This window comes from Imtechella halotolerans, from assembly GCF_028743515.2.
In the GTDB taxonomy this organism is placed as follows: Bacteria; Bacteroidota; Bacteroidia; order Flavobacteriales; family Flavobacteriaceae; genus Imtechella; species Imtechella halotolerans.
On the sequence record NZ_CP117969.2, the window covers coordinates 495,073 to 517,613 of the forward strand.

General features: G+C 37.1%; 15 protein-coding genes. 14 read left to right on the plus strand and 1 reads right to left on the minus strand.

Features of this window, described 5'->3' with window-relative positions:
* Positions 1 to 209 precede the first annotated feature (209 nt).
* From PT603_RS02200 to PT603_RS02260, 13 genes are all read left to right on the plus strand, one after another.
* Positions 210 to 3,332: a SusC/RagA family TonB-linked outer membrane protein gene (locus tag PT603_RS02200; protein WP_008239052.1), complete on the plus strand. Its 3,123-nt coding sequence runs from the start codon at positions 210 to 212 to the stop codon at positions 3,330 to 3,332.
* 17 nt (positions 3,333 to 3,349) lie between these two features.
* Complete coding sequence (locus tag PT603_RS02205) at positions 3,350 to 4,756, plus strand: RagB/SusD family nutrient uptake outer membrane protein (protein WP_008239053.1); 1,407 nt, start codon at positions 3,350 to 3,352, stop codon at positions 4,754 to 4,756.
* Between the two features lie 82 nt (positions 4,757 to 4,838).
* On the plus strand, positions 4,839 to 6,203 hold the full coding sequence (locus PT603_RS02210) for a glucoamylase family protein (RefSeq protein ID WP_008239054.1): 1,365 nt from the start codon (positions 4,839 to 4,841) through the stop codon (positions 6,201 to 6,203).
* A complete protein-coding gene (locus PT603_RS02215; RefSeq protein ID WP_008239055.1) occupies positions 6,203 to 7,579 on the plus strand; it encodes a glucoamylase family protein in 1,377 nt (458 codons plus the stop codon). The genes PT603_RS02210 and PT603_RS02215 overlap by 1 nt, the downstream gene beginning before the upstream one ends.
* Before the next feature lie 12 nt (positions 7,580 to 7,591).
* The gene (locus tag PT603_RS02220; protein WP_008239057.1) at positions 7,592 to 8,374 is read left to right on the plus strand and encodes a carboxylesterase family protein; all 783 of its coding nucleotides are present in this window, start codon (positions 7,592 to 7,594) and stop codon (positions 8,372 to 8,374) included.
* A 3-nt stretch (positions 8,375 to 8,377) separates the two neighbouring features.
* Complete coding sequence (gene bglX, locus PT603_RS02225; RefSeq protein ID WP_008239059.1) at positions 8,378 to 10,693, plus strand: beta-glucosidase BglX; 2,316 nt, start codon at positions 8,378 to 8,380, stop codon at positions 10,691 to 10,693.
* A gap of 6 nt (positions 10,694 to 10,699) precedes the next feature.
* Positions 10,700 to 12,802, plus strand: coding sequence for a glycoside hydrolase family 97 protein (locus tag PT603_RS02230; RefSeq protein WP_008239061.1), 2,103 nt, complete (start codon positions 10,700 to 10,702; stop codon positions 12,800 to 12,802).
* Positions 12,803 to 12,813: 11 nt separating this feature from the next.
* On the plus strand, positions 12,814 to 13,701 hold the full coding sequence (locus PT603_RS02235) for a carboxylesterase family protein (protein ID WP_008239063.1): 888 nt from the start codon (positions 12,814 to 12,816) through the stop codon (positions 13,699 to 13,701).
* Positions 13,698 to 15,395: a sulfatase family protein gene (locus PT603_RS02240; protein ID WP_008239075.1), complete on the plus strand. Its 1,698-nt coding sequence runs from the start codon at positions 13,698 to 13,700 to the stop codon at positions 15,393 to 15,395. Before PT603_RS02235 ends, PT603_RS02240 begins: the two co-directional genes overlap by 4 nt.
* Positions 15,396 to 15,501: 106 nt before the next feature.
* The gene (locus PT603_RS02245) at positions 15,502 to 17,352 is read left to right on the plus strand and encodes a family 43 glycosylhydrolase (protein WP_008239078.1); all 1,851 of its coding nucleotides are present in this window, start codon (positions 15,502 to 15,504) and stop codon (positions 17,350 to 17,352) included.
* A gap of 2 nt (positions 17,353 to 17,354) precedes the next feature.
* Complete coding sequence (locus PT603_RS02250) at positions 17,355 to 18,185, plus strand: endonuclease/exonuclease/phosphatase family protein (RefSeq protein ID WP_008239080.1); 831 nt, start codon at positions 17,355 to 17,357, stop codon at positions 18,183 to 18,185.
* Between the two features lie 221 nt (positions 18,186 to 18,406).
* The gene (locus PT603_RS02255) at positions 18,407 to 18,895 is read left to right on the plus strand and encodes an RNA polymerase sigma factor (protein WP_008239082.1); all 489 of its coding nucleotides are present in this window, start codon (positions 18,407 to 18,409) and stop codon (positions 18,893 to 18,895) included.
* A complete protein-coding gene (locus PT603_RS02260; RefSeq protein ID WP_008239084.1) occupies positions 18,888 to 19,484 on the plus strand; it encodes a hypothetical protein in 597 nt (198 codons plus the stop codon). Before PT603_RS02255 ends, PT603_RS02260 begins: the two co-directional genes overlap by 8 nt.
* A 1-nt stretch (position 19,485) precedes the next feature.
* Here PT603_RS02260 and PT603_RS02265 read toward each other — a convergent pair whose 3' ends face one another.
* Positions 19,486 to 20,106: a class I SAM-dependent methyltransferase gene (locus tag PT603_RS02265; RefSeq protein ID WP_008239086.1), complete on the minus strand. Its 621-nt coding sequence runs from the start codon at positions 20,104 to 20,106 to the stop codon at positions 19,486 to 19,488.
* Positions 20,107 to 20,343: 237 nt separating this feature from the next.
* Here PT603_RS02265 and PT603_RS02270 point away from each other — a divergent pair, with 237 nt between their 5' ends.
* Positions 20,344 to 22,530: a S46 family peptidase gene (locus PT603_RS02270; RefSeq protein WP_008239087.1), complete on the plus strand. Its 2,187-nt coding sequence runs from the start codon at positions 20,344 to 20,346 to the stop codon at positions 22,528 to 22,530.
* Positions 22,531 to 22,541: the final 11 nt, after the last annotated feature.

Consider the following 22,541-nt stretch of genomic DNA (forward strand, 5'->3'; position numbering starts at 1 on the left):
CGAATTCCAGCAAATAAATACTACGTCACAACTACGTCATTTAACTAAATTAACAACTATTCTTTTCGCTTTTACATATCTTTAACATGTTGTAAATGCTTGTATTTGTGTTATTTAGCATTTTGACGTATTTAAAATGTAAGTCTGTTTTATACTTCGTTGCAATTACATTTTAATTTAGATTCGAAACATTTCTAACTCAAACACACATGAAAACAAAAATTAATCAATTACTATTTTTTCTATTTGTTTTCTCCATTTCTTATGTGAGTGCACAGCAAATTGTTGTTGAGGGAACGGTAAAAAGTTCTGAAGACAATATGCCTGTGCCTGGTGTCAATGTCGTTGTAAAAGGTACAACTCGTGGCACCAGCACTGATTTTGATGGTAAGTATACCATTTCGGTTGCATCTGGAGAAACGCTAGAATTCAGTTACGTAGGTTTTAAAACCGTTGATGTAGTCATCAACAATCAGAGAAGATTAGATATTGTCCTGCAGGCAGATGTAGCTGCCCTTGATGAGGTAGTTGTTATCGGGTTTGGAACGCAAAAGAAATCAGATCTTACAGGTGCCGTTTCAAGTATTAAGTCTGTGGAGTTATTAAAGCAACCAGCAGTTAATGCCGTGCAATCAATCCAGGGGAAATTATCTGGGGTGAATATTATTAACACTAATGCTCCTGGTAGTAGTCCCAATGTAATCATTAGGGGAACAGGTACAGCAGCCGCTGGTACCAATGTTTTATACGTTGTAGATGGTATTCAAATGCGTGATATTGCAAACATCAACCCTGCAGATATCGAAACCATGGACGTTCTAAAGGATGCTGCCTCAGCCTCTATATATGGTATGGATGCTGCCAATGGAGTGATTATAATTACTACCAAAAAAGGTAAAGATGGGAAAATGAAAATCAGTTTAGATTCCTATTATGGAGCAAAATCTACATTGAATGCAGTTGAAATGGCTAATGCAAGTCAATATGTGGAGTACTTTAATCAAAATAGAGCAAGTTTAGGTTTGACTACCTTTCTTTCAGAAAATCAACCATACGACACAGATTGGTATAAGGCTTTGACAGATGTAGGGTTTACCAATAGCAACAATATGGCATTGTCTGGGGCAAGCGATATGTATAATTATTACTTTAGTTTTAATAATTATAATGAAGATGGTATTCTAAAAAACAATGAATACAATCGAAATACATTAAGAAGTAACAATACGATAAAGCTTTTGGATGATCGTTTGAAGTTTACTTCAAATCTAAGTGCTTCATTTGTAAAGGCTACTCCTAAGCCTTTTAGTGCTTTTGACGGAGCCTATAGACAAGCCCCTGTTATCCCTGTGTATTACCCAAGTGGTCAATTTGGTATGCCATTTTGGAATCAAACAACAGGAATAGCTACCTATGAGGGAGCTCCTGGAGAAATTGTTGGTTCTTTAAACTCAATAGGGAATCCAGTTTCATCCGTATTTTTTGCAAATGAAAAAAATTCAGGAACAGACCTACAAGGAGTATTTGAAGGAGAGTTAAAAATAACAGACTACTTAAAGGCAACTTCTCGTTTTGCTGCATCAAAGTCTTTTACACAGTCTCGAATTTTTAATGATACAAGAGGAAGATGGCTAGCCGCTGATCCAACTAGAACCAATGCTGATTTTGATCAATTTAAGGCGAATAATCCTACCTCTACTAACTATACTGAAAACAGTTTGTCATTTAGTAAATATGAATCCTACAGATATAATTGGGACAGTTATTTAACCTTTGATAAAATGTTTAATGAAAAGCATTCAGTAAATGCGGTAGCTGGTATAACAAGAGGTATGAGAAATCAAAGTACTGAGGTGTATATGCAAGGGTATGATGTGCCATTACAAGAACAATATTGGAGTATAAACTATACTACAAGTGATTATGAAAGAACAGTAAGACAATCGTACAGCACACCTATTAAGCAACTTTCTTATTTTGGTCGTTTGCAGTATAATTTTGATTCCAAATATTATGCTCAAGTGAATTTTAGACGAGACGGTGTAAGTACTTTTAAGAACCAGTCAGATCAATATACTGGAACTGATTATTTTGGAAATTTCCCATCTTTTAGTTTAGGTTGGACTATTTCCAAAGAAAATTTCTTTGCTGACGTTGATTTTATTGACTTCCTTAAATTAAGAGGAGGTTGGGGAAGATTAGGAAACTCGGAAGTTGATTTCAATGTGTATAGTTTTATCACAAATACAGGATCAAGTAATGTAAATTATACTTTTGGTCCAAATCAAGATTTATTTTTAGGAGCTGGTTTAGGTAGAGAAATTAAACCTATTTCCTGGGAGGTTACAGAAGAAACCAACATAGGGTTTGATTTTGCAATGGTAAAATCAAAGTTATCAGGAGCGTTTAACTACTATAGTAGAAATACTAATAATGCCATTTTGTTGGTTAAACCAGTATTAAGTTCACCAGGAACAGAGGATTATTTTGATCACGGTGCGGAGGTAACCAACAAAGGTGTGGAGATTGAGTTAAACTGGAAAGATTCAGTTTCTGAAGATTTTTCGTATAACGTAGGAGTTGTTTATTCGAATAACAAAAATAATGTTGAGAACGTAAAATCTGCCTATGATGGACAAATTGGGGGAAGCCTAGGGAATGGTCAAATTACCAAACGTCTTCAAGAAGGACAGCCTTTGTATGCATGGTGGATGTATGAAGTAGATGGCGTATGGCAAAACCAAGATGAAATTGACAACAACGCTTCTATTGGAGGAGCAAGACCTGGACATCTTCGATACAAGGACCAAAATAATGATGGAATAATCGATGATAAGGATAAAAAATTCTTTGGATCATTTATGCCAACGTATAATGTAGGTATTAATCTTGGTGCAAATTATAAGAATTTTGATTTAGTTATAGAGGGGTATGGTGCCGGAGGAAATAAAGTGTATAATGGACTTAAAGGTACTCGAATTGATGGTGGTGAGAATATCACATCAGATGTATATCATTCTAGATGGACTGGAGAAGGATCAACAAACTTACATCCAGGAGCAAATAGAGATTCATACGCTTCAACATATTATTTAGAAGATGGTGATTATTTTAGAATCAACAATATAACCATTGGATATACCTTGAATAATGCGTTTGATTACGTATCAAGAATTAGAGTATATGCAACAGCACAAAATCCATTCTTATTTACTAAGTATAGTGGATTTACTCCAGAGATTGTTGGTAGATCATCTGATAGAGCTGGTATAGAGCTTTCTGCGTATCCAATTACTAAGACTTTCTTGTTTGGTGTTAACATTGAATTGTAAAAAATAACTCAAAGAGTATGAAAATTAAATTTTTAAAAATAGGACTTATCTTAACTGGACTTTCCTTTATGGTAAGTTGTAGCGAAGATTTTTTAGATGTTGACAGTAGAGACAGTCTTGAAGCTGAAGATACTGAGAATGTAACTCCGGAGGAAATGGTTACCGGAGTATATGGAATGCTTACTGAGTGGGATTATGCTTTTTCCTATCTAGGAATTACTGAAATCATTTCTGATAATGCCGATAAAGGAAGCTCGCCTACTGATACAGGAGGTGATAAGCACCTTTTGGATGGATTGACTCATAACACCTCTAGTGGTTCTATTTCTGCAATGTGGACACGTTGGTATAAAAGTGTTGGAAGGGCTTCCATTGCTATTGATTATACAGAGAACTATGCTTTAGAAAATGAAGCTTATAAGAATAGGCTTATTGGAGAGGCAAAGTTTTTAAGAGCTCTTAATTATTTTTGGTTGGTAAGATCTTTTGGAGATGTACCACTGCAACATATTGATTATGCAGTTCGAGCACCTAAATCAGATGTGTATGCTTTTATCGAACAAGATCTTTTAGATGCCATTGACGCACTACCATTGAAGAGTGATTATGACGCAGATGACTTGGGAAGAGCTACCAAAGGAGCAGCCCAAGGATTACTGGCAAAGGTGTATATGTATCAGGAAAAGTGGCCTGAGGCTTATGCCATGACTACTGCGGTTATTAATTCTCAAGAGTATAATTTACATTCTAATTATGCAGAGCTTTGGAGAGCTTCACAAGAAAATGGTATTGAATCCCTTTTTGAAGTGCAAGCTCGTGGTGTAGCAATTGCACACGGTGTTCAACAGTATTCTCAAACACAAGGAGCTCGCGGAACCAGTGGATGGGGATGGGGTTTTAATACACCTTCTCAGAATTTAATGGATGCTTTTGATGCCGAAGGAGATGCTATCAGAAAAAATGCAACGATTATTTTCCCAGGAGAGACGTTATGGGATGGGCGATTTGTCAGCACTTCAGTAGAGAACATTGGTTATAATGAGAAAGCATATTCGAGTAATAATGCAGGAGCTTCAGACGGGGATAAAAACGTTCGTATTTTACGATTTGCTGAAATTCTTTTAATTCGAGCTGAGGCAGCCATACATACAGGTGCCGACGCAGCTACCCCATTAAATTTGGTTAGAGAAAGAGTTGACTTAGATCCAATAGCTAATCCGACATTGCAAGATGTATGGAAAGAAAGAAGACTTGAATTAGCATTTGAACATGACCGTTGGTTCGATTTGATTAGAACTGGTCAAGCATCACAGGCAATGACAGCTAATGGTAAGACATTTGTTATAGGCAAGCATGAATTGTTTCCTATTCCAAATAATCAGCTGATCCAAACTCCAGATATGGGACAAAATCCTGAGTGGTAGTTTTATCTCTTAATGAGTAGGCTTGGGGTTTCACTCCAAGCCTACTCATATTATCCTATTAATACCTACAAATACCTTACAGATGAAATATGTATATTGTCTGCTTGGAGCTGCATTTTTGGCTTCAGGCTGTCATAATATTACCAAGAGTGCAAGCTCAAAAGTACCTTCGAAAGGAACTTCTTCCTCGAATACAATCACTGTTGATCCATTATTGGATACCTTACAAAGACAAACTTTCGAATACTTTTGGAGTGGTGCTGAAGAAAATTCAGGTCTGGCCCGAGAACGAATTCATATGGATGGAGTGTATCCACAAAATGATCAAGATATTATTACTACGGGTGGATCGGGATTTGGAATGATGGCTATTCTTATAGGGGTTAAAAATGGATATATTACTCGAGCACAAGCTTTAGAACGATTTGAAAGAATAGTAAACTTTTTAGAAAAAGCAGATCGTTTTCATGGCGTATGGCCACATTGGCTTAATGGAAAAACAGGGAAGGTAAAGCCTTTTTCAAAGAAGGATAATGGAGGGGATTTGGTAGAAACTGCATTTTTAATTCAAGGATTACTAACGGTTTCTGAATATTTTAAAGAGGGTTCAACTCGTGAACAAAATATAAGTCTACGGATTGAAAAATTATATGATGAAGTAGAATGGGATTGGTATACCAGAGGTGAAGATGTATTGTATTGGCATTGGTCACCTGAGTATGAATGGGAAATGAACTTTCCTGTAAGCGGTTACAATGAATGCCTAATTATGTATGTACTGGCAGCTTCTTCAAGAACGCATAGCATAACACCCCAGGCCTATCATAAAGGGTGGGCAATGTCTGGAAAAATCGCTAACAGCACTACCTATTATGACTTACCAACAGTTCTTAACTATTATGGGAACGATTCGGTTCCTACAGGTCCATTATTCTGGTCTCATTATTCGTACTTAGGTTTAAATCCTAAGGGACTAAAGGATACCTATGCAGATTATTGGCAACTTGTGCAAAATCATGCACTTATACATTATAAATACGCCATTGATAATCCTAAGGGATATAAAGGGTATGGTAAAAATCAATGGGGGATGACCTCTAGTTATTCTATGAAAGGATATGCTGGACATAGACCAGGGTTAGATTTAGGTGTTATATCACCCACAGCAGCATTATCTTCTATTGCCTATACTCCAAAGGAATCAATGCAAATGATAAAATATTTATACCAGCAGGCTGACTCACTTGTAGGGCCATATGGACCTTATGATGCCTATAGTCATGAAAATAACTGGTATACAAAACGATATTTAGCCATAGATCAAGGCCCCATTGTTGTAATGATAGAAAATTATAGAAGTGGAATGATTTGGGATCTTTTTATGGGAAGAGAAGACATACAAACGGGCCTAAAAAAACTAGGTTTCCAAAGTCCATATTTTAACTAATGAAGAAGATTTTATACATAATATGTGGTGCTAGTCTTATTCTTTTTGGATGCTCAAAAAGTGAGATTAAACCACCAACCGTTCCTGATGGAGAGAAACCTGTGCCACCGCCACTAGTAAAGCAAATTTCAGATGAGGCACTTTTAGATTATGTGCAGGCCCAAACCTTTAAATATTTTTGGGATTTGGCAGAGACCAATTCTAAAGCTGCTAGGGAACGTTATGTGTCGGGCTCACCCGGCCAAAGCAGTAATGTGGTTGCAACTGGAGGATCTGGATTTGGTTTGATGGCTATTTTAGTAGGAATAGAAAGAGGGTTTGTTACCCGTGCAGAGGCAGTTTCTAGATTACAAACTATTTTGGAGTTTTTCGAGAATGCCGATCGTTTTCATGGAGCTTGGCCACATTGGCTTGATGGAAATACAGGTAACGTATTGCCTTTTAGTACAAGAGATAATGGAGCGGATCTGGTAGAAACTAGCTTTTTAGTCCAAGGCCTTATCTGTATTCAGGAGTATTTTAAAAATGGGACCTTGGAAGAAAAATTAATTTCCCAAAAAGCGGAGGTTTTATGGAAAGGTGTGGAGTGGGATTGGTTTACCAATGAACAAAATAAACTTTTATGGCATTGGTCACCCACGTATAATTTTGATATTAATTTAGGAATAACGGGGTATAATGAATGTCTGATTACCTATGTTTTGGCAGCCGCCTCCCCTGACCATTCTATAACTGCAAATGTGTATAAAGAAGGTTGGGCACGCAATGGAAGTATGGTAGCCACAAATTCAAAGTATGGTTATCCGTTACTAGTAAAACATGCTGGTAACCAAGAATATGGGGGGCCACTTTTCTGGTCTCATTATTCGTACTTGGGATTGGACCCACGTAATCTCGCGGATCAATACGCTGACTATTGGGAAGTAAATGTTAATCATACCAAGATTAATTATTCCTATTGTGTAGAAAATCCTTCTGATAGGCCTTATTACGGGTCTTATTGTTGGGGACTTACTGCTAGTTACACTATGGGAGCTAATGGAGGACTTAGTTATGCAGCACATTCTCCAAGTCAGGACTATGGGGTGATTTCACCAACTGCAGCAGTGAGTGCCATTAATTATACACCTGAAGAGTCTCTCAATGCCATGCATTTCTTCTATAATCAAAGAAATATATTAGTTGGAGAAGCAGGATTCTATGATGCCTTCAAACCTAGTTTGAGTAATTTTTGGGTGGCTAAGGCCTATTTGGCTATTGATCAAGGCCCTCAGATAATTATGATAGAGAACTACAGATCAGGCTTGCTTTGGAATTTGTTTATGCAAAACGAGGATGTTCAAAATGGACTGAACAAATTAGGGTTCACCTATTAATATTTTTAAGTTATGAAATCGATAAAAATTATTGCCTTAGTATGTGTACTTACGCTTGTAAATAGGCTTGGAGCTCAAGAATTGTATGACTCAGATGTACTGATACAAGGGAAAGATACTTTGAAGTATCGTATTATGTATCCAAAGGATTTTTCTAAAGATAAACAGTATCCCTTGGTTTTATTTTTACATGGAGCCGGAGAAAGAGGAAATGATAATCAAAGACAACTCACGCATGGTAGTGCTCTTTTTGCCAGCCAGGAGAATAGAGAATCGTTTCCAGCCATTGTAATTTTTCCGCAATGTGTTCCTGAAAGTTATTGGTCTAACGCAAAGGTCGATCGCACTTCCTATCCAATTTCTCTTGAATATCCATTAAATGAGCCACCTACTAAGTCATTACAGTTGGTATTGGATCTTATGGATGACATCACTACTAAACCATATGTAAATGCCAATCAGGTATATGTTGGAGGACTTTCGATGGGAGGAATGGGAACCTTTGAAATATTGTCAAGAAGACCTGATATGTTTGCGGCAGCTATAGCTATTTGTGGAGGTGGAAATCCTGAATTGGCGCAAAATTATGCCACTAAAACAGCCATGTGGGTCTTTCATGGCGCTAATGATAATGTTGTTGCTCCACAATTGTCTTTAGAGATGGTGAACGCTATCTTGAATTATGGAGGAAAACCAAATTTTACTTTATATGCCAAGGATAATCACAATAGCTGGGATTCAGCTTTTGCCGAACCCGAGTTGTTGTCTTGGCTTTTTTCTAATTCAAAAAAATAACATATGAAAAACGGAATGAGAACACTTGCAGCAGTACTATTAACTGTTTCGTTGTTTGGATGTCAAGACAAGCAGCTAAGTACATCGGCCGAGAATCCCTTTGAAAAAAAGGTAGACTCTATTTTAGCCTTGATGACCTTGGAAGAAAAATTAGGACAACTGAACCTTCCTTCTTCTGGAGATATTACTACAGGACAGGCCCAAAGCTCAGATATAGCTAAAAAGATAGAAGAAGGTAAAGTAGGAGGTCTTTTTAATATAAAATCAGTTGAGAAGATTCGTGAAGTACAGCGAATTGCTGTTGAAAAGAGCCGGTTGAAAATTCCTTTGATTTTCGGGATGGATGTAATCCACGGCTATGAGACTACCTTTCCTATTCCTTTAGGATTATCAGCCTCATGGGATATGGAAATGATTGAAAAGACGGCAAGAATGGCCGCTCAGGAGGCTACTGCTGACGGAATCAACTGGACATTTTCACCAATGGTGGATGTCTCAAGAGATCCTCGTTGGGGACGCGTATCTGAAGGAAATGGTGAAGACCCATTTTTAGGTGGTGAAATTGCAAAAGCTATGGTACATGGGTATCAAGGGAGTGATTTAACTGCGGATAATACCATGATGTCTTGTGTAAAGCATTTTGCACTTTATGGCGCTCCAGAAGGCGGTCGCGATTATAATACGGTAGATATGAGCCGTATTCGTATGTACAATGAGTATTTATATCCTTATAAGGCCGCTGTAGATGCAGGAGTAGGTTCGGTAATGGCATCGTTCAATGAAATAGATGGCATTCCTGCAACCGGTAACCGTTGGTTATTGACAGAGTTATTACGTGACGATTGGGGCTTTAATGGTTTTGTAGTGACTGATTATACTGGAATTAATGAGATGATTGAGCATGGTATGGGTGATTTGCAGCAAGTTTCTGCATTAGCTCTAAAGGCTGGTTCAGATATGGATATGGTGGGTGAAGGCTTTTTAACAACGCTTAGCAAATCATTAGAGGAAGGAACTCTTAGTATAGACGTGATTGATACTGCTGTTAAACGCATATTGACGGCAAAGTATCAATTGGGATTATTTGATGATCCTTACAAATATTGTGATGTATCAAGACCTGAGAAAGAGGTGTTCACAGCGGAAAATAGAGCTTTCGCTCGAAAGGTTGGGGCCGAATCAATGGTTTTAATGAAAAATGATAATAACCTACTTCCACTTAAAAAGGAAGGAACAATAGCCTTAGTTGGGCCATTGGCCAACACGGCTGTAAACATGGCTGGTACTTGGAGTGTGGCTACAAAACAAGATAAGTCCAATCCATTATTGGAAGGATTAAAGACAGTTGTTGGAGACAATGCAAAGGTTCTTTATGCCAAAGGAAGTAATGTTGATTACGATTTAGAATTTGAAAAGAATGTAACCATGTTTGGTAAAGCCATACCAAGAGATGGTAGAACTGATAAGCAATTATTGGATGAGGCTGTGGCTATTGCTAAACAATCTGATGTGGTTATTGCAGCCATCGGTGAAACTGCTGAAATGAGTGGTGAAAGTAGTAGTCGTACTAATTTAGAAATACCTCAGGCACAAAAGGATCTTTTAAATGCACTTTTAAAAACTGGGAAGCCGGTAGTAGTAGTATTATTCACAGGTAGACCACTGGTGTTAACCGAGGAAAGCAAAAATGTACCTGCTATTTTAAATGTTTGGTTCCCTGGAAGTGAAGCCGGTTTAGCCATTTCAGATGTTTTATTTGGAGATGTCAACCCTTCTGGTAAATTGTCTGCTACTTTCCCTAGAAATGTAGGTCAGGTTCCTATTTTCTATAATCATAAGAATACGGGTCGTCCATTGAATCATGAGAAAACTGAAAATTGTCAATTTGAAAAGTTCCGTTCGAATTACCTAGACGTGTGTAATACACCTTTGTATCCTTTTGGGTATGGGTTAAGTTATACCACCTTTGATTATGCACAGGTGAAGTTAAATTCACAAAACATGTCAAAAAATGGTTCTATAGGGGTGTCTGTAGATGTAACTAATTCAGGTAATTATGACGGTAAGGAGGTAATTCAGTTGTATATTCGTGATTTAGTAGGTTCTGTTACCAGACCTGTTAAAGAGTTGAAAGGATTTCAAAAAGTTTCCTTCAAAAAAGGAGAAACTAGAACGATCACCTTCACCATTACTGAAGAAGACTTGAAGTTCTATAATTACGATTTAAATTTTGTTGCTGAGCCAGGTGAATTTCAGGTATTTGTTGGTACCAATTCAGATACCAAAAATATGGCCACATTTACATTAACTGATAACTAATATCTCATGAAAATAGTATCCTTACTTTTCTTATGCATTATGTCTCAAATTACCTTTGGACAAGAGCTATTTTCACCTTCAAAGAAGGTAGCTGTAAGATTTGAGCTTACCAGTTCAGGTGAGCCAATATACTCGGTGTTATATGAAGGAAAGGAAGTGATAAAACCTAGTAAATTGGGGATATTGTTGAAGGATGGTACCCGTCTTTCAAAAGATTTTAATACCATAGACAGTCAAATAAAGGCTGTCGATGAAACTTGGAGTCCTGTATTAGGAGAACAATCCAACATAAGGAACCAGTATAATGAAAAGTCATTTTTTCTTGTTCAAAAAGGGTCCAATAAAAAGCTAACTATAGTTTTTAGAGCCTACAATGAAGGAGTGGCTTTTCGTTATGAGTTCCCCTTTGAAAAACAGGTTGATTATTTTGTGATATCAGATGAACTCACTCAATTTAAACTAACAGGGGATCATAAAACATTTTGGATACCGGGGGATTATGATAGTCAGGAATATCCATATATGGAAACCTTATTTTCTGAAATAGATAATAATAAGGTTGTAATGGATAATGGTATAGCCTTAAAATCTATTAAAAGTAGATTTAGAGTACAGTCACCTTTGATGATGAAATCTACCAAGGGAGTATATCTCAATATTTTTGAAGCAGCAGTAGTTAATTATCCTGTTATGCATTTGGATGTGGATACCTCAGATTTTACATTGGTATCTAATTTGACCCCTAATGCAATTGGTGATAAGGCGTATCTTAGAACACCTTCAGTAACTCCTTGGAGAACCATCATGGTTAGTAGAGATGCTCGAGATATTGTAGCCTCTAAGCTTATATACAATCTTAATGAGCCAAATAGAATTGAAGATGTTTCCTGGATTAAGCCTATGAAGTATGTAGGTATTTGGTGGGAAATGCATGTAGGGAAATCAACTTGGGATTACGCGGGTAGCCAAAATGCTCAAAACGCTCAAAATCAAGATTTGATACCTTCAGGTAAGCATGGAGCTACCACTGAAAATACGAAGCGATATATTGATTTTGCCGCAACACATGGTTTTGATGGTGTTTTAGTAGAAGGCTGGAATGTTGGTTGGGAAGATTGGTTCGGAAACTGGAAAGAAGATGTGTTCGATTTTTTAACACCTTATCCAGATTTTGATTTGGATGAGGTCACCAAATATGCCCAATCAAAGGGTGTGAAAATGATTATGCATCACGAGACTTCAGGATCAGTGGGCAATTACGAAAGACATCTGGATAGGGCAATGGATCTTATGAAAAAACACCAGTATCCAGCTGTTAAAACGGGGTATGTTGGAAGAATTATTCCTCGTGGAGAATATCATGACGGTCAAGCTATGGTGAACCATTTTAATTTTGTTGCCCAGCGCATGGCTGATAATAAACTGTTACTTAACTCACATGAAAGTACCAGGCCAACGGGCTATAGTAGAACTTATCCTAACTTTTTTGCGTCTGAAGCTGCCAGAGGAAATGAATTTAATGCATGGAGTAATGGAAACCCACCCATGCATGAAACCATTTTACCCTTCACCCGCTTATTAGGTGGAGCTATGGATTATACCCCTGGTATTTTTGAAATTAAAATGAGTATTTATGATGCCTCTAAAAAAGAACAGGTACAAACGACTCTTGCTAAACAATTAGCATTGTATGTAACCATGTATTCTCCTTTACAAATGGCCGCAGATTTACCGGAAAACTATGAGAGGTATTTGGATGCATTTCAATTTATAAAGGATGTTCCTTTAGACTGGCAGGAATCTAGGTATCTTGAAGCAGAACCTGGAGATTATATTACGGTAGTTCGAAAGGATAAAAACTCGGAAAATTGGTTCTTAGGAGCTATTACTGATGAACATTCTCGTACTACTGATATTCAATTGGATTTTTTGACTCCTGGTAAAAAATACAAAGCAACTATCTATCGAGATGGAAAAAAGGCCCATTGGAAGGAAAATCCTAAAAGTTACGAGATTCAATCACTTACCGTGTCCCATAAGACTAAGTTGAAATTAAAGCTAGCAAACGGAGGAGGTACGGCCATAAGTTTTGAATTGTTGAACAACTAATTTTTACGTGCATGAAACCTATTGTCAGTCTATTTATTATTTGTTTTTCATTAGTAGGGTTTTCTCAAACAGTAGACACCTATACCTACACTGTTAAAGGGATGGATACTTTAAAGTTGGATGTTTATACTCCTGAAGATATTCTTCCAGATGAGCGGCTTCCTGTACTTTTATGGATGCACGGAGGTGGTTTTTCTATAGGTTCAAGAGATTTTATAGACGATGCGGAGCTTTGTAAATATGCGGCACAGAATGGGTATATAGGAATTTCAATATCCTATAGGCTTTTGCGTAAAGGGACCACAACTGGTTTTGGATGTGACTGTCCAAAGGAAGAAAAAATGGAAACTTTTAAGCAGGCTGCTATTGATTATTTAGATGCGGCCGCTTTTGTGGTGGCTAATGCGGAGCAATTAAAGATTGACCCAAGGTATATTATTGCTGGAGGAAGTAGTGCAGGTGCTGAAGGGACACTCAATGCAGTTTTTATGCGTGAGTATTTTGTTGACCATTTGGAAAAATATCAAGATGTACAATTTGCTGGAATTTTTTCATGTGCAGGTGCTGTGGTGAATGCGCAATACATTACTAAGAATAATGCCATTCCAGGGGTGTTTTATCATGGTACTAGTGATGGATTGGTACCTTATGGGACGGCATCACATCATCTTTGTGCTCCTGAGAAACCTGGCTATTTGATATTGGATGGTGCCAATGTTATAGTGGATAAATTGGAATCTTTTGAAATGCCATTTTATGTACACATTGTGAAGGGTGGTGGACATGAGGTTTCTGCCATTCCATTTACAGAACTGGACAAAGTATTTGGTTTTTTTAATCAGACTGTATTAGGTAATGAGGTTATTCAAACAAAGGTTATAAAAACAAAAAGAGAATGAAGCAGCGGTATTTTGGCATCCTATTGCTATTGTTGTATTTGGTAGGGTGTAAGCAGAAAGAGTCAATAGTGGTTTCGGAATCTACACTTGAGCAACGTCCAAATATAATTTATATTATGGCTGATGATCATGCCAAACAGGCCATTAGCGCTTATGGACATGCTGTTGGAAGATTAGCTCCCACACCTAATATTGATAGAATCGCAAAGGATGGCGCCTTGTTTGAAAATAATTTCTGCACAAATTCTATATGTGGCCCCAGTAGGGCGGTGGTACTCACCGGTAAGTTTAGTCATCGCAATGGTTTTCGGATGAATGGAAATGTATTTGATGGGAATCAGCAAACCTTTCCTAAAATACTACAGAAGGCTGGCTACACAACCGCATTGGTGGGGAAGTGGCATTTGCATGGATTGCCTCAAGGGTTTGATGATTGGAAAATAATAGAAGATCAGGGGCATTATTACAATCCAACCTTTATTTTTCCAGGGAAAAATGGTAAGCAAGCCGATACATTGGATATAGAAGGGTATGCTACTGATATCATTACGGAACAGGCAATTACCTTTTTAGATAAAGCCAAATCAGGAAAGAAGCCGTTTATGTTAATGGTTCATCACAAGGCACCTCACAGAAATTGGATGCCTGCATTACGTCATGTTAATAAATATGATTCCATTGTTTTTCCTTTACCAGATACTTATTTTACTAATCATACAGGTTCCCTAGGTTCCAAAGAACAACTACAAACCATTTACAAGGATATGTATGAAGGTCATGATTTGAAAATGACCAAGGAAAAAGGTAGTTCAGAACTGGCTTGGAATCCATGGACTAACGATTTTGATAGAATGAATGCAGCACAGCGTAAGGAGTGGGACCACGCGTATGCAGCAAAAAATGATGCCTTTCATACAGCGAACCTTTCCGGCAGGGAATTGGCAGAGTGGAAGGGCCAACGATATCTTCAAGAGTATTTGGCTACCATTGCCTCTTTGGATGAAGGAGTGGGTAAGATTTTAGATTATATCCGTCAAAATGGAATGGAGAAAAACACCATTGTCATTTACACTACCGACCAAGGTTTTTATCTGGGTGAAAAGGGGTGGTTTGATAAACGGTATATGTATGAAGAATCATTGGCAATGCCTCTTTTAGTCAAATATCCTGGACATATTACACCTGGTTCAAGAATTTCCGCATTGACTCAAAATCTGGATTTTGCAGAAACATTCTTGGATTATGCCGGGGTTGCTATACCTGAGGACATGCAAGGAAAATCGTTACGTCCTTTATTAGAAGGAACTGTAAATCATGACGATTTTAGAGAGGCGGTATATTATCACTATTATGATTATCCCGCTTTTCATATGGTTAAAAAGCACTACGGTATCCGAACTAAAAGGTACAAGCTTATGCATTTTTATGATGATATTGATACCTGGGAATTATATGATTTAGAAGAAGATCCAAAGGAAATTCACAATCAGATTGATAACCCTGCCTATGTGAGTATTAAAGAGGAGTTAGTACGTAAACTTGCGGAGTTGCAATCACATTATAAAGTGACCGATCAAGAATTTACTCCAGCTCCTATACAACAGGTAAGGGATGCCTATAAAAATTTTGAACGTTTACGAGGTCAGGGAGGTACTAAGTACGATCCGGTAACAGACAAAGACACTAAATTATAAGTAAAAAAGAAAAGTAAACAGTTTGAGTAATTGATGCCCAATGGCAAATAATATAAATATGTATCGATTCCCTATCGATTTCTTAACATGTTTGATTTTCAAATTAATGAGCAATTTTAAAGAAATGAAAAAAGCACTTGCCCTAGTAGGATTGTTAGGAGTTATTTCCTGCAATACTAATAATCAGGATACACCTGCCGTAGTTGGTGACAACACAGAAGGTATTCGAGATTACAAAACGTACTGTAATCCAATAGATATAGATTATTCCTATATGTCCCATTACAGAGCCGAGAATAAGGTTTCTTACCGATCAGGTGCGGACCCAGCAGTGGTAAATTTTAAGGGACGTTATTATATGTTTGTTACTCGTTCACATGGGTATTGGGCCTCTGACGATATGCTAAATTGGAAATTTATACGTCCTCAAAGCTGGTATTTCCATGGGACTAATGCTCCTGCAGCAGCTGTTTACAAGGATAAATTGATTGTCTACGGGGATCCTGTAGGGTATGGACCTGTAATTGAGACGGACAATCCAGAATTGGGAGATTGGAAAACCAATTTTGCAATTTTACATGTACCAGGACAAATTCAAGATCCGGATTTATTTATTGATGATGATGGTAGGGTGTATTTGTATGAAGAATCCTCTAATTTATGGCCAATTCGAGTTATAGAGCTGGATCCAGATAATTATTTTGTACCCATTGGGGAACAAAAGGATCTGTTTACTTTGGAGCCTGATAAACATGGTTGGGAGCGTTTCGGACAGGATCACAAGTCTGACTTAGAACCTTATATTGAAGGACCTTGGATGATGAAACATGGGGATACCTATTACCTAGAATATGGAGCTCCTGGAACCCAATGGAATGTATATGCTGATGGTGTGAGAACTAGTAAGAGCCCTTTTGGTCCGTTTGAATATGCTCCTTATAATCCAATTTCATACAAACCCGGAGGATTCTTAAAAGGCTCTGGTCATGGAAGTACTGTACAAGACAATAATGGAAATTATTGGCATTATGCAACAATGGCAATTTCTGTTAATTATAAGTTCGAACGTAGGATTGGAATGTATCCTGCAGGTTTTGAAGAAAATGGACAAATGTATGTAAATACGGCCTATGGGGATTATCCACATTATTTACCTGATACTAAGGTGGACAATCATAAACATAGATTCACAGGTTGGATGTTATTGTCTTATAAGAAGCCTGTAACTACTAATTCTGGAGTGGTCACCAAAGAAATTAATGTGGTAGATGAAAGTGATACAGGATTCATGTTAGAACAGATTAAGGACTTTCAAATAAATAAGATTAATGATGAGGAAATCCGTTCCTATTGGGTTTCTGAAGCGAACAATGATTCTATTTATGTTGAAATGGATTTGAAAAGTAAAATGAATATTAAAGCAGTTCAGATTAATTTTCAAGACTATAATAGTGATATCTATGGGCGTCCAGATACTTTAAGACAACAATTCGTGATACAGACTTCCCTGGATAAAATTAACTGGGAAACAATTGCGGATTATTCCAAAAACACAAGAGACATGCCACATAGTTATATTGAGTTAAAAAAGCCAGTGGATGCTAGATATATTCGTTATAATCATGTGTATTGCACTAATGAATATCTTTCGATTTCTGAATTTAGGGTGTTTGGTAATGGCTATGGAGCAAAACCGTCTAAACCATCTAATTTCAAGGTGGTTCGTCAAAAAGACAGACGTAATGCTGATTTAACCTGGGACAAGGACAGTAAGGCGACTGGCTATGTTATCTATTGGGGGATCTCTAAGGATAAATTAAACCTTTCTGCCCTGATGTATGATGAACCTAACTATGAATTGAGAGCATTGACGACAAACCAGTCCTACTATATGCAAGTAGAATCCTTTAATGAGAATGGTATTTCTGAGAAGAGTGAAATTATTTATGTAGAATAGGTATGAAAAGTTTAGTGTGGATACTTTTTTTAGGACTTGTTACAGTTGTTCATGGTCAACAACTTTCAATGATGAGTTATAATATAAAATTGGACTATCCTAAAGAGGGAGAAAACAGTTGGGCCAATAGAAAACCTTTTTTTATGGCACAAATAAGGTTTCATATGCCTGATGTTTTAGGAGTTCAAGAGGCGTTACCAAATCAAATGGGTGATATGAGCAGTGTATTACCAGAGTACAGTTTTATTGGGGTTGGTAGAGATGATGGTAAAGAGCAAGGGGAGTATTCCGCCATATTTTATAAAAGGGAATTGTTTGATGTACTAGATTCTGGTACTTTCTGGTTGTCTCCAACACCTGAAAAACCATCCCTTGGTTGGGATGCCGCTTATAACCGAATTTGTACCTATGCTCTTTTTAAGAACAAGAAAACTGGAGAACGATTTTGGATGTTTAATACCCATTTCGATCATATTGGAGAAATAGCCAGAAAGAACAGTGCGGTTTTAATTTTACAAAAAATTAAATCCTTAAATAGCCAAGGGTATCCTGTGGTACTCAGTGGGGATTTTAATATGGAACCATCGCATAAAGGTATAGAGGAGATCCAAAAGGAGCTTACCGATTCTAAGGAGATAGCTGCCCAGGTATTTGGTCCTGAAGGAACTTTCAATAATTTTGATTTTCATTCACCCGTAACTACACGTATTGATTATATTTTCGTTAGTTCGGCTATAGAAGTTGATACCCATGCCGTGCTAAGTGATAATAAAGATTGCCGTTATCCATCGGATCATCTTCCGGTGTTCATTCGATTTCATTTCAAGGAATAGGAATTCTTATTCGAAATAAAGCAAAAGCCTTCTAAATTATTAGAAGGCTTTTGTTGTAAAAAAAAGAGGTATTTTTTGTAACAATATTTCTGAAGGTGTATCCAAAGAATATAAATTGTGTATGTTATGAGAACAATTATATTTTATGTTTTAAAACTTTTAGTAGGTATTCTTTGGGCTATTTACCATCAACTCGGATAATATTGCACTATTTTTAAAGTATGACTGCCAAAGAAAAAAAATTCACCAGTTTATATAAACAGTATGGAAGTAGCATCCATAAACTTTGTTTAGGGTATACTGGGGACACAGACTTGGCTAAGGATTTGCTACAAGAGACCTTTATTTCTGTTTGGAATCATTTAGAGTCATTTAGAGAAGAGGCCTCCTGGAGTACCTGGATATATAGGATAGCTGTAAATACCTGTTTGTTGAATTTACGTAAAAAGAAGGTGGCTATCACTACCGTACCCATAGAAGGTTTTCAGGAATACTCGGAGGAAACCAATGCCAATGAAAAAGAAGAAGAGATTTTAAAATTATATGGTTGTATCAGTAAGTTGAAGGCATCTGACAGGGTACTTATTATGTTGGTGTTGGAACAGAGAGCCTATGCCGAAATTGCAATGATAACAGGTATTACAGAAACACACCTACGTGTTAAGATTCATCGTATTAAAAAGGAATTAACAGCATTGTATCATGACTGACTTTAAATCATTACAAGATATTTGGGAGCATACAAATGAAAAAGTACCAGAGGGTAATTTCCTTAGAAAAACTTCTGGGATAAAATCCAAACTCATACGGGAGTTAACCGTAGGTGCGGTTATGTTGTTCCTTACAGGGATATTCATTTTATGGATGGCGCTTTTTGTCCATTTGAATTTTGTGCATTGGTACACCTATACAGCAATGATTCTAATAGTAATTGTTTGTTTGGGACAAGCTCTTTTATTAGTAAAAAACAGACAACGACTTACATCAATATCTGAAACAGACCCACCTATAATTCATCTCAAAAGATGGAAGGACTACTATCAATTGCGTAGTATCCAAAATCGTTGGAATGGGCCTCTTTATTTTATAGCACTTAATGTTGCTTTCGCCATTTACTTTATAGAGTCTTTTGCAGCCTTACCCAGAACTTATGTAGTTGTATTTGTAGTTCTTTACATGGCATGGATGCTATTTGCATATTTTATTTTAGGCCCAAAGGTACTTACCAAGGAAAAGAGAAGGCTTACTGATATAATCAATGAACTCGAATCAATTTCCCAGGAATTGACGGAAAGATAAGTTATACCCTGTTGAAATGGCAGAATATAAAATGTTGCTGACTACCAGAGGGGGTGGTGTGAAATTGTGTGAAGCAATGTACTTTTTTAAATGTTGGTTCAGCCAAAGCAGTGAGCAACTTTTCATCATATTGTTGTATCTCTATACCACTACATTTTAAGGGACCTTGAGTAGAGAATGCCCCAATTACCATTTTTCCTCCAATAGTAACGGCTTTGCTAGCTGTGGAAAAGTAGGTTTTCTGATCTTGGAGATCAGTTAGAAAATGCAAGGCTGCTCTATCATACCAAAAATCATACGTTTCCTGGGGTTCCCACTGAGTAATATCAGCTTCAATCCATCTTATTAAATGCGCATTTTCTCCTAGACGTTCTTGAGCACGCTTTAGTGCAGCACCTGAAATGTCTAACACGGTAATATTTGTATAACCATCCTTGAGCAAGTGATCTGCCAAGAAACTGTCACCTCCTCCTATATCAATAATGGCCGTATTTTTATCTAAAAAGTGTTTTTTAATAAAGTCTAGCGGTGTATGTGGGGTGGGTTCATACCAACTTACCTGTGTAAGTTCTTTAGTTTGGTATACATTTTCCCAATGTGCTTTTCTGTTAAAGGAGGTCATATGTTTGAATTAAAAAAAAGTAAAAATACTAAGAGCAAATATAATCGGTATTTACGAAAAGGAGAGCTCACTTAATTTCACATGGAATAAATGAATAGTTGGTGGGGTATTTCGCCAAAGAAATAATTTTTGAATGGTGATTAGAAGCTACAATTTTAACGCCAATTACTGATATCAATTAAAGGGCAAACATCAAAAAAATGGTATCTTGCGGGGGTATAATACAAATACAAATCTATGAGACTTTTTAAGATACTTTTTTTATTAGTAGCCTTTCCTGTATTTGCACAGCAGGGCGGTATGTGGATCCCTTCCTTGTTAGAGGGAATGAACGAAAATGAAATGACTGCTTTGGGAATGAAAATGACTCCCAAAGATATCTATGATGTGAATACATCCAGTCTTAAAGATGCGGTTCCGCATTTCAACAATGGATGTACTTCAGAAGTAATTTCTCCTAAAGGATTATTACTAACAAACCACCATTGTGGTTATGGACAAATTCAGTCACACTCAACTGTAACCAATGATTATTTGGCAGACGGATTTTGGGCTATGAATCAATCAGAAGAGTTGCCAAATCCAGGCTTAGTGGCTACTTTTATTGTACGTATTGAAGATGTTACAACCAAGGTTATAGAAGGTACTGATGGTCTTTCTTCAGAAGCTGAAAAACAAAAGAAAATTCAACAAAATATTCAAAATGTAGTACTCACGGCACCAAAAGAAAAGTGGCAAGAAAATCGAGTACGTGCATTTTATGAGGGCAATCAATACATGCTTTTTGTAGTAGAAACATTTAAGGATGTACGTCTTGTAGGGACTCCGCCATCTTCAATAGGGAAGTTTGGTTCCGATACTGATAACTGGGTATGGCCTCGACATACAGGAGATTTCGCTTTGTTCCGTATTTATGCAGATAAGAACAACCGTCCGGCTGAATATTCAGAGGACAACGTGCCCTATACTCCAAAGCATTTCTTGCCAATTTCATTAGATGGAGTTGCTGAGAATGATTTTACAATGGTTTTTGGATATCCTGGAAGAACACAGGAGTATTTGCCAGCTGTAGCAATTGAGCAAATTGTGAATGATTTAAATCCTGCTCGCATTGCCATTCGTGATGCTGCTCTTAAAATTCAAGATGGATTTATGAGAAATGATCAGGCCATTAAAATTCAATATGCCTCTAAATATGCTCGCATAGCTAATTATTGGAAGAAATGGATCGGTGAGAATTTAGGTTTAAAAAAATCCAATGCGATTGCCATTAAAAAAGCGGATGAGGCAACTTTTATGAAAAGGGTGGCTGCCTCTGGTAATCAGGCTACCTATGGAAATCTTTTAAATGATTTTCAAACGCTGTATAAAGAAATAGCGCCTTATGCCGTAGGAAGAGAATACTTTATGGAAGTTGCTACTCGAAATGTGGAATTACTTACTGTGGGATACAGATTATATCAATTGGAGGCCCTATATAATGCCAGAGGAGCGCAATCTTTTATGGATAGAAAAGAGAATCAGTTAAGTTCACTAAAAGGCCTTTATAAGGACTATAGTAGTACCGTTGATAAAGAGGTGTTTAATGAACTAATTGCTATGTATCGCAAAGGAGCACCTTCACAGTTTGTGCCTGCTTCTTTAAAGGCAGCTGATATAAGTTCGCTGACCAATACCATTTATTCTCAATCTGCACTTACTACGTATGAGGGTATTTCTAATCTTTTATCAGGAGATGCAGAATCAGTACTTAAAAAAATGCAAGCAGACCCTGGATACCAGTTATTGAAAGCCATGGCAGATATATATACCAATGACATCGCTCCTAAATACGATGCGATAAATCTGGAAATATCAGCCTTACAGCGTACCTATATGAAAGCAATTTTAGAGCTTAGTCCTAAGGAGGCACGTATTTTCCCTGATGCCAATAGTACCTTACGTGTTACCTACGGTCAGGTAAAAGGATATAGCCCTGCTGATGCAGTATATTATCACCCTGTTACTACTTTAGAAGGAGTAATGCAAAAGTATGTACCAGGAGACTATGAATTTGATGTGCCGCAGCGATTAATTGAACTCTATAATGCAAAAGATTATGGGGTATATGGTGAGAATGGTGAAATGCCTGTATGTTTTATTGCAACAAATCATACTACTGGAGGTAATTCAGGTAGTCCTGCTATTGATGCTAATGGAAATCTTATAGGATTAAATTTCGATCGTGTTTGGGAAGGTACCATGAGTGATATTTATTATGATCCAGAAATTTGCAGAAATATTATGGTTGATATTCGTTATGTATTGTTCATTGTTGATAAATATGCCGGTGCTACACATCTGATTGACGAAATGAAATTAGTACATCCTAAAAAAGAAGTAGCTACCAATGCAAATGGTAAAAGCAAAAAAAGGAAGAAATAATTCCTTGTAAT

Excerpts from the sequence above, each read along its gene's own strand:
- PT603_RS02200 (WP_008239052.1), top strand. The coding sequence starts at position 210 with ATGAAAACAAAAATTAATCAATTACTATTTTTTCTATTTGTTTTCTCC.
- PT603_RS02205 (WP_008239053.1), top strand. The coding sequence starts at position 3,350 with ATGAAAATTAAATTTTTAAAAATAGGACTTATCTTAACTGGACTTTCC.
- PT603_RS02210 (WP_008239054.1), top strand. The coding sequence starts at position 4,839 with ATGAAATATGTATATTGTCTGCTTGGAGCTGCATTTTTGGCTTCAGGC.
- PT603_RS02215 (WP_008239055.1), top strand. The coding sequence starts at position 6,203 with ATGAAGAAGATTTTATACATAATATGTGGTGCTAGTCTTATTCTTTTT.
- PT603_RS02220 (WP_008239057.1), top strand. The coding sequence starts at position 7,592 with ATGAAATCGATAAAAATTATTGCCTTAGTATGTGTACTTACGCTTGTA.
- bglX (WP_008239059.1), top strand. The coding sequence starts at position 8,378 with ATGAAAAACGGAATGAGAACACTTGCAGCAGTACTATTAACTGTTTCG.
- PT603_RS02230 (WP_008239061.1), top strand. The coding sequence starts at position 10,700 with ATGAAAATAGTATCCTTACTTTTCTTATGCATTATGTCTCAAATTACC.
- PT603_RS02235 (WP_008239063.1), top strand. The coding sequence starts at position 12,814 with ATGAAACCTATTGTCAGTCTATTTATTATTTGTTTTTCATTAGTAGGG.
- PT603_RS02240 (WP_008239075.1), top strand. The coding sequence starts at position 13,698 with ATGAAGCAGCGGTATTTTGGCATCCTATTGCTATTGTTGTATTTGGTA.
- PT603_RS02245 (WP_008239078.1), top strand. The coding sequence starts at position 15,502 with ATGAGCAATTTTAAAGAAATGAAAAAAGCACTTGCCCTAGTAGGATTG.
- PT603_RS02250 (WP_008239080.1), top strand. The coding sequence starts at position 17,355 with ATGAAAAGTTTAGTGTGGATACTTTTTTTAGGACTTGTTACAGTTGTT.
- PT603_RS02255 (WP_008239082.1), top strand. The coding sequence starts at position 18,407 with ATGACTGCCAAAGAAAAAAAATTCACCAGTTTATATAAACAGTATGGA.
- PT603_RS02260 (WP_008239084.1), top strand. The coding sequence starts at position 18,888 with ATGACTGACTTTAAATCATTACAAGATATTTGGGAGCATACAAATGAA.
- PT603_RS02265 (WP_008239086.1), bottom strand. The coding sequence starts at position 20,106 with ATGACCTCCTTTAACAGAAAAGCACATTGGGAAAATGTATACCAAACT.
- PT603_RS02270 (WP_008239087.1), top strand. The coding sequence starts at position 20,344 with ATGAGACTTTTTAAGATACTTTTTTTATTAGTAGCCTTTCCTGTATTT.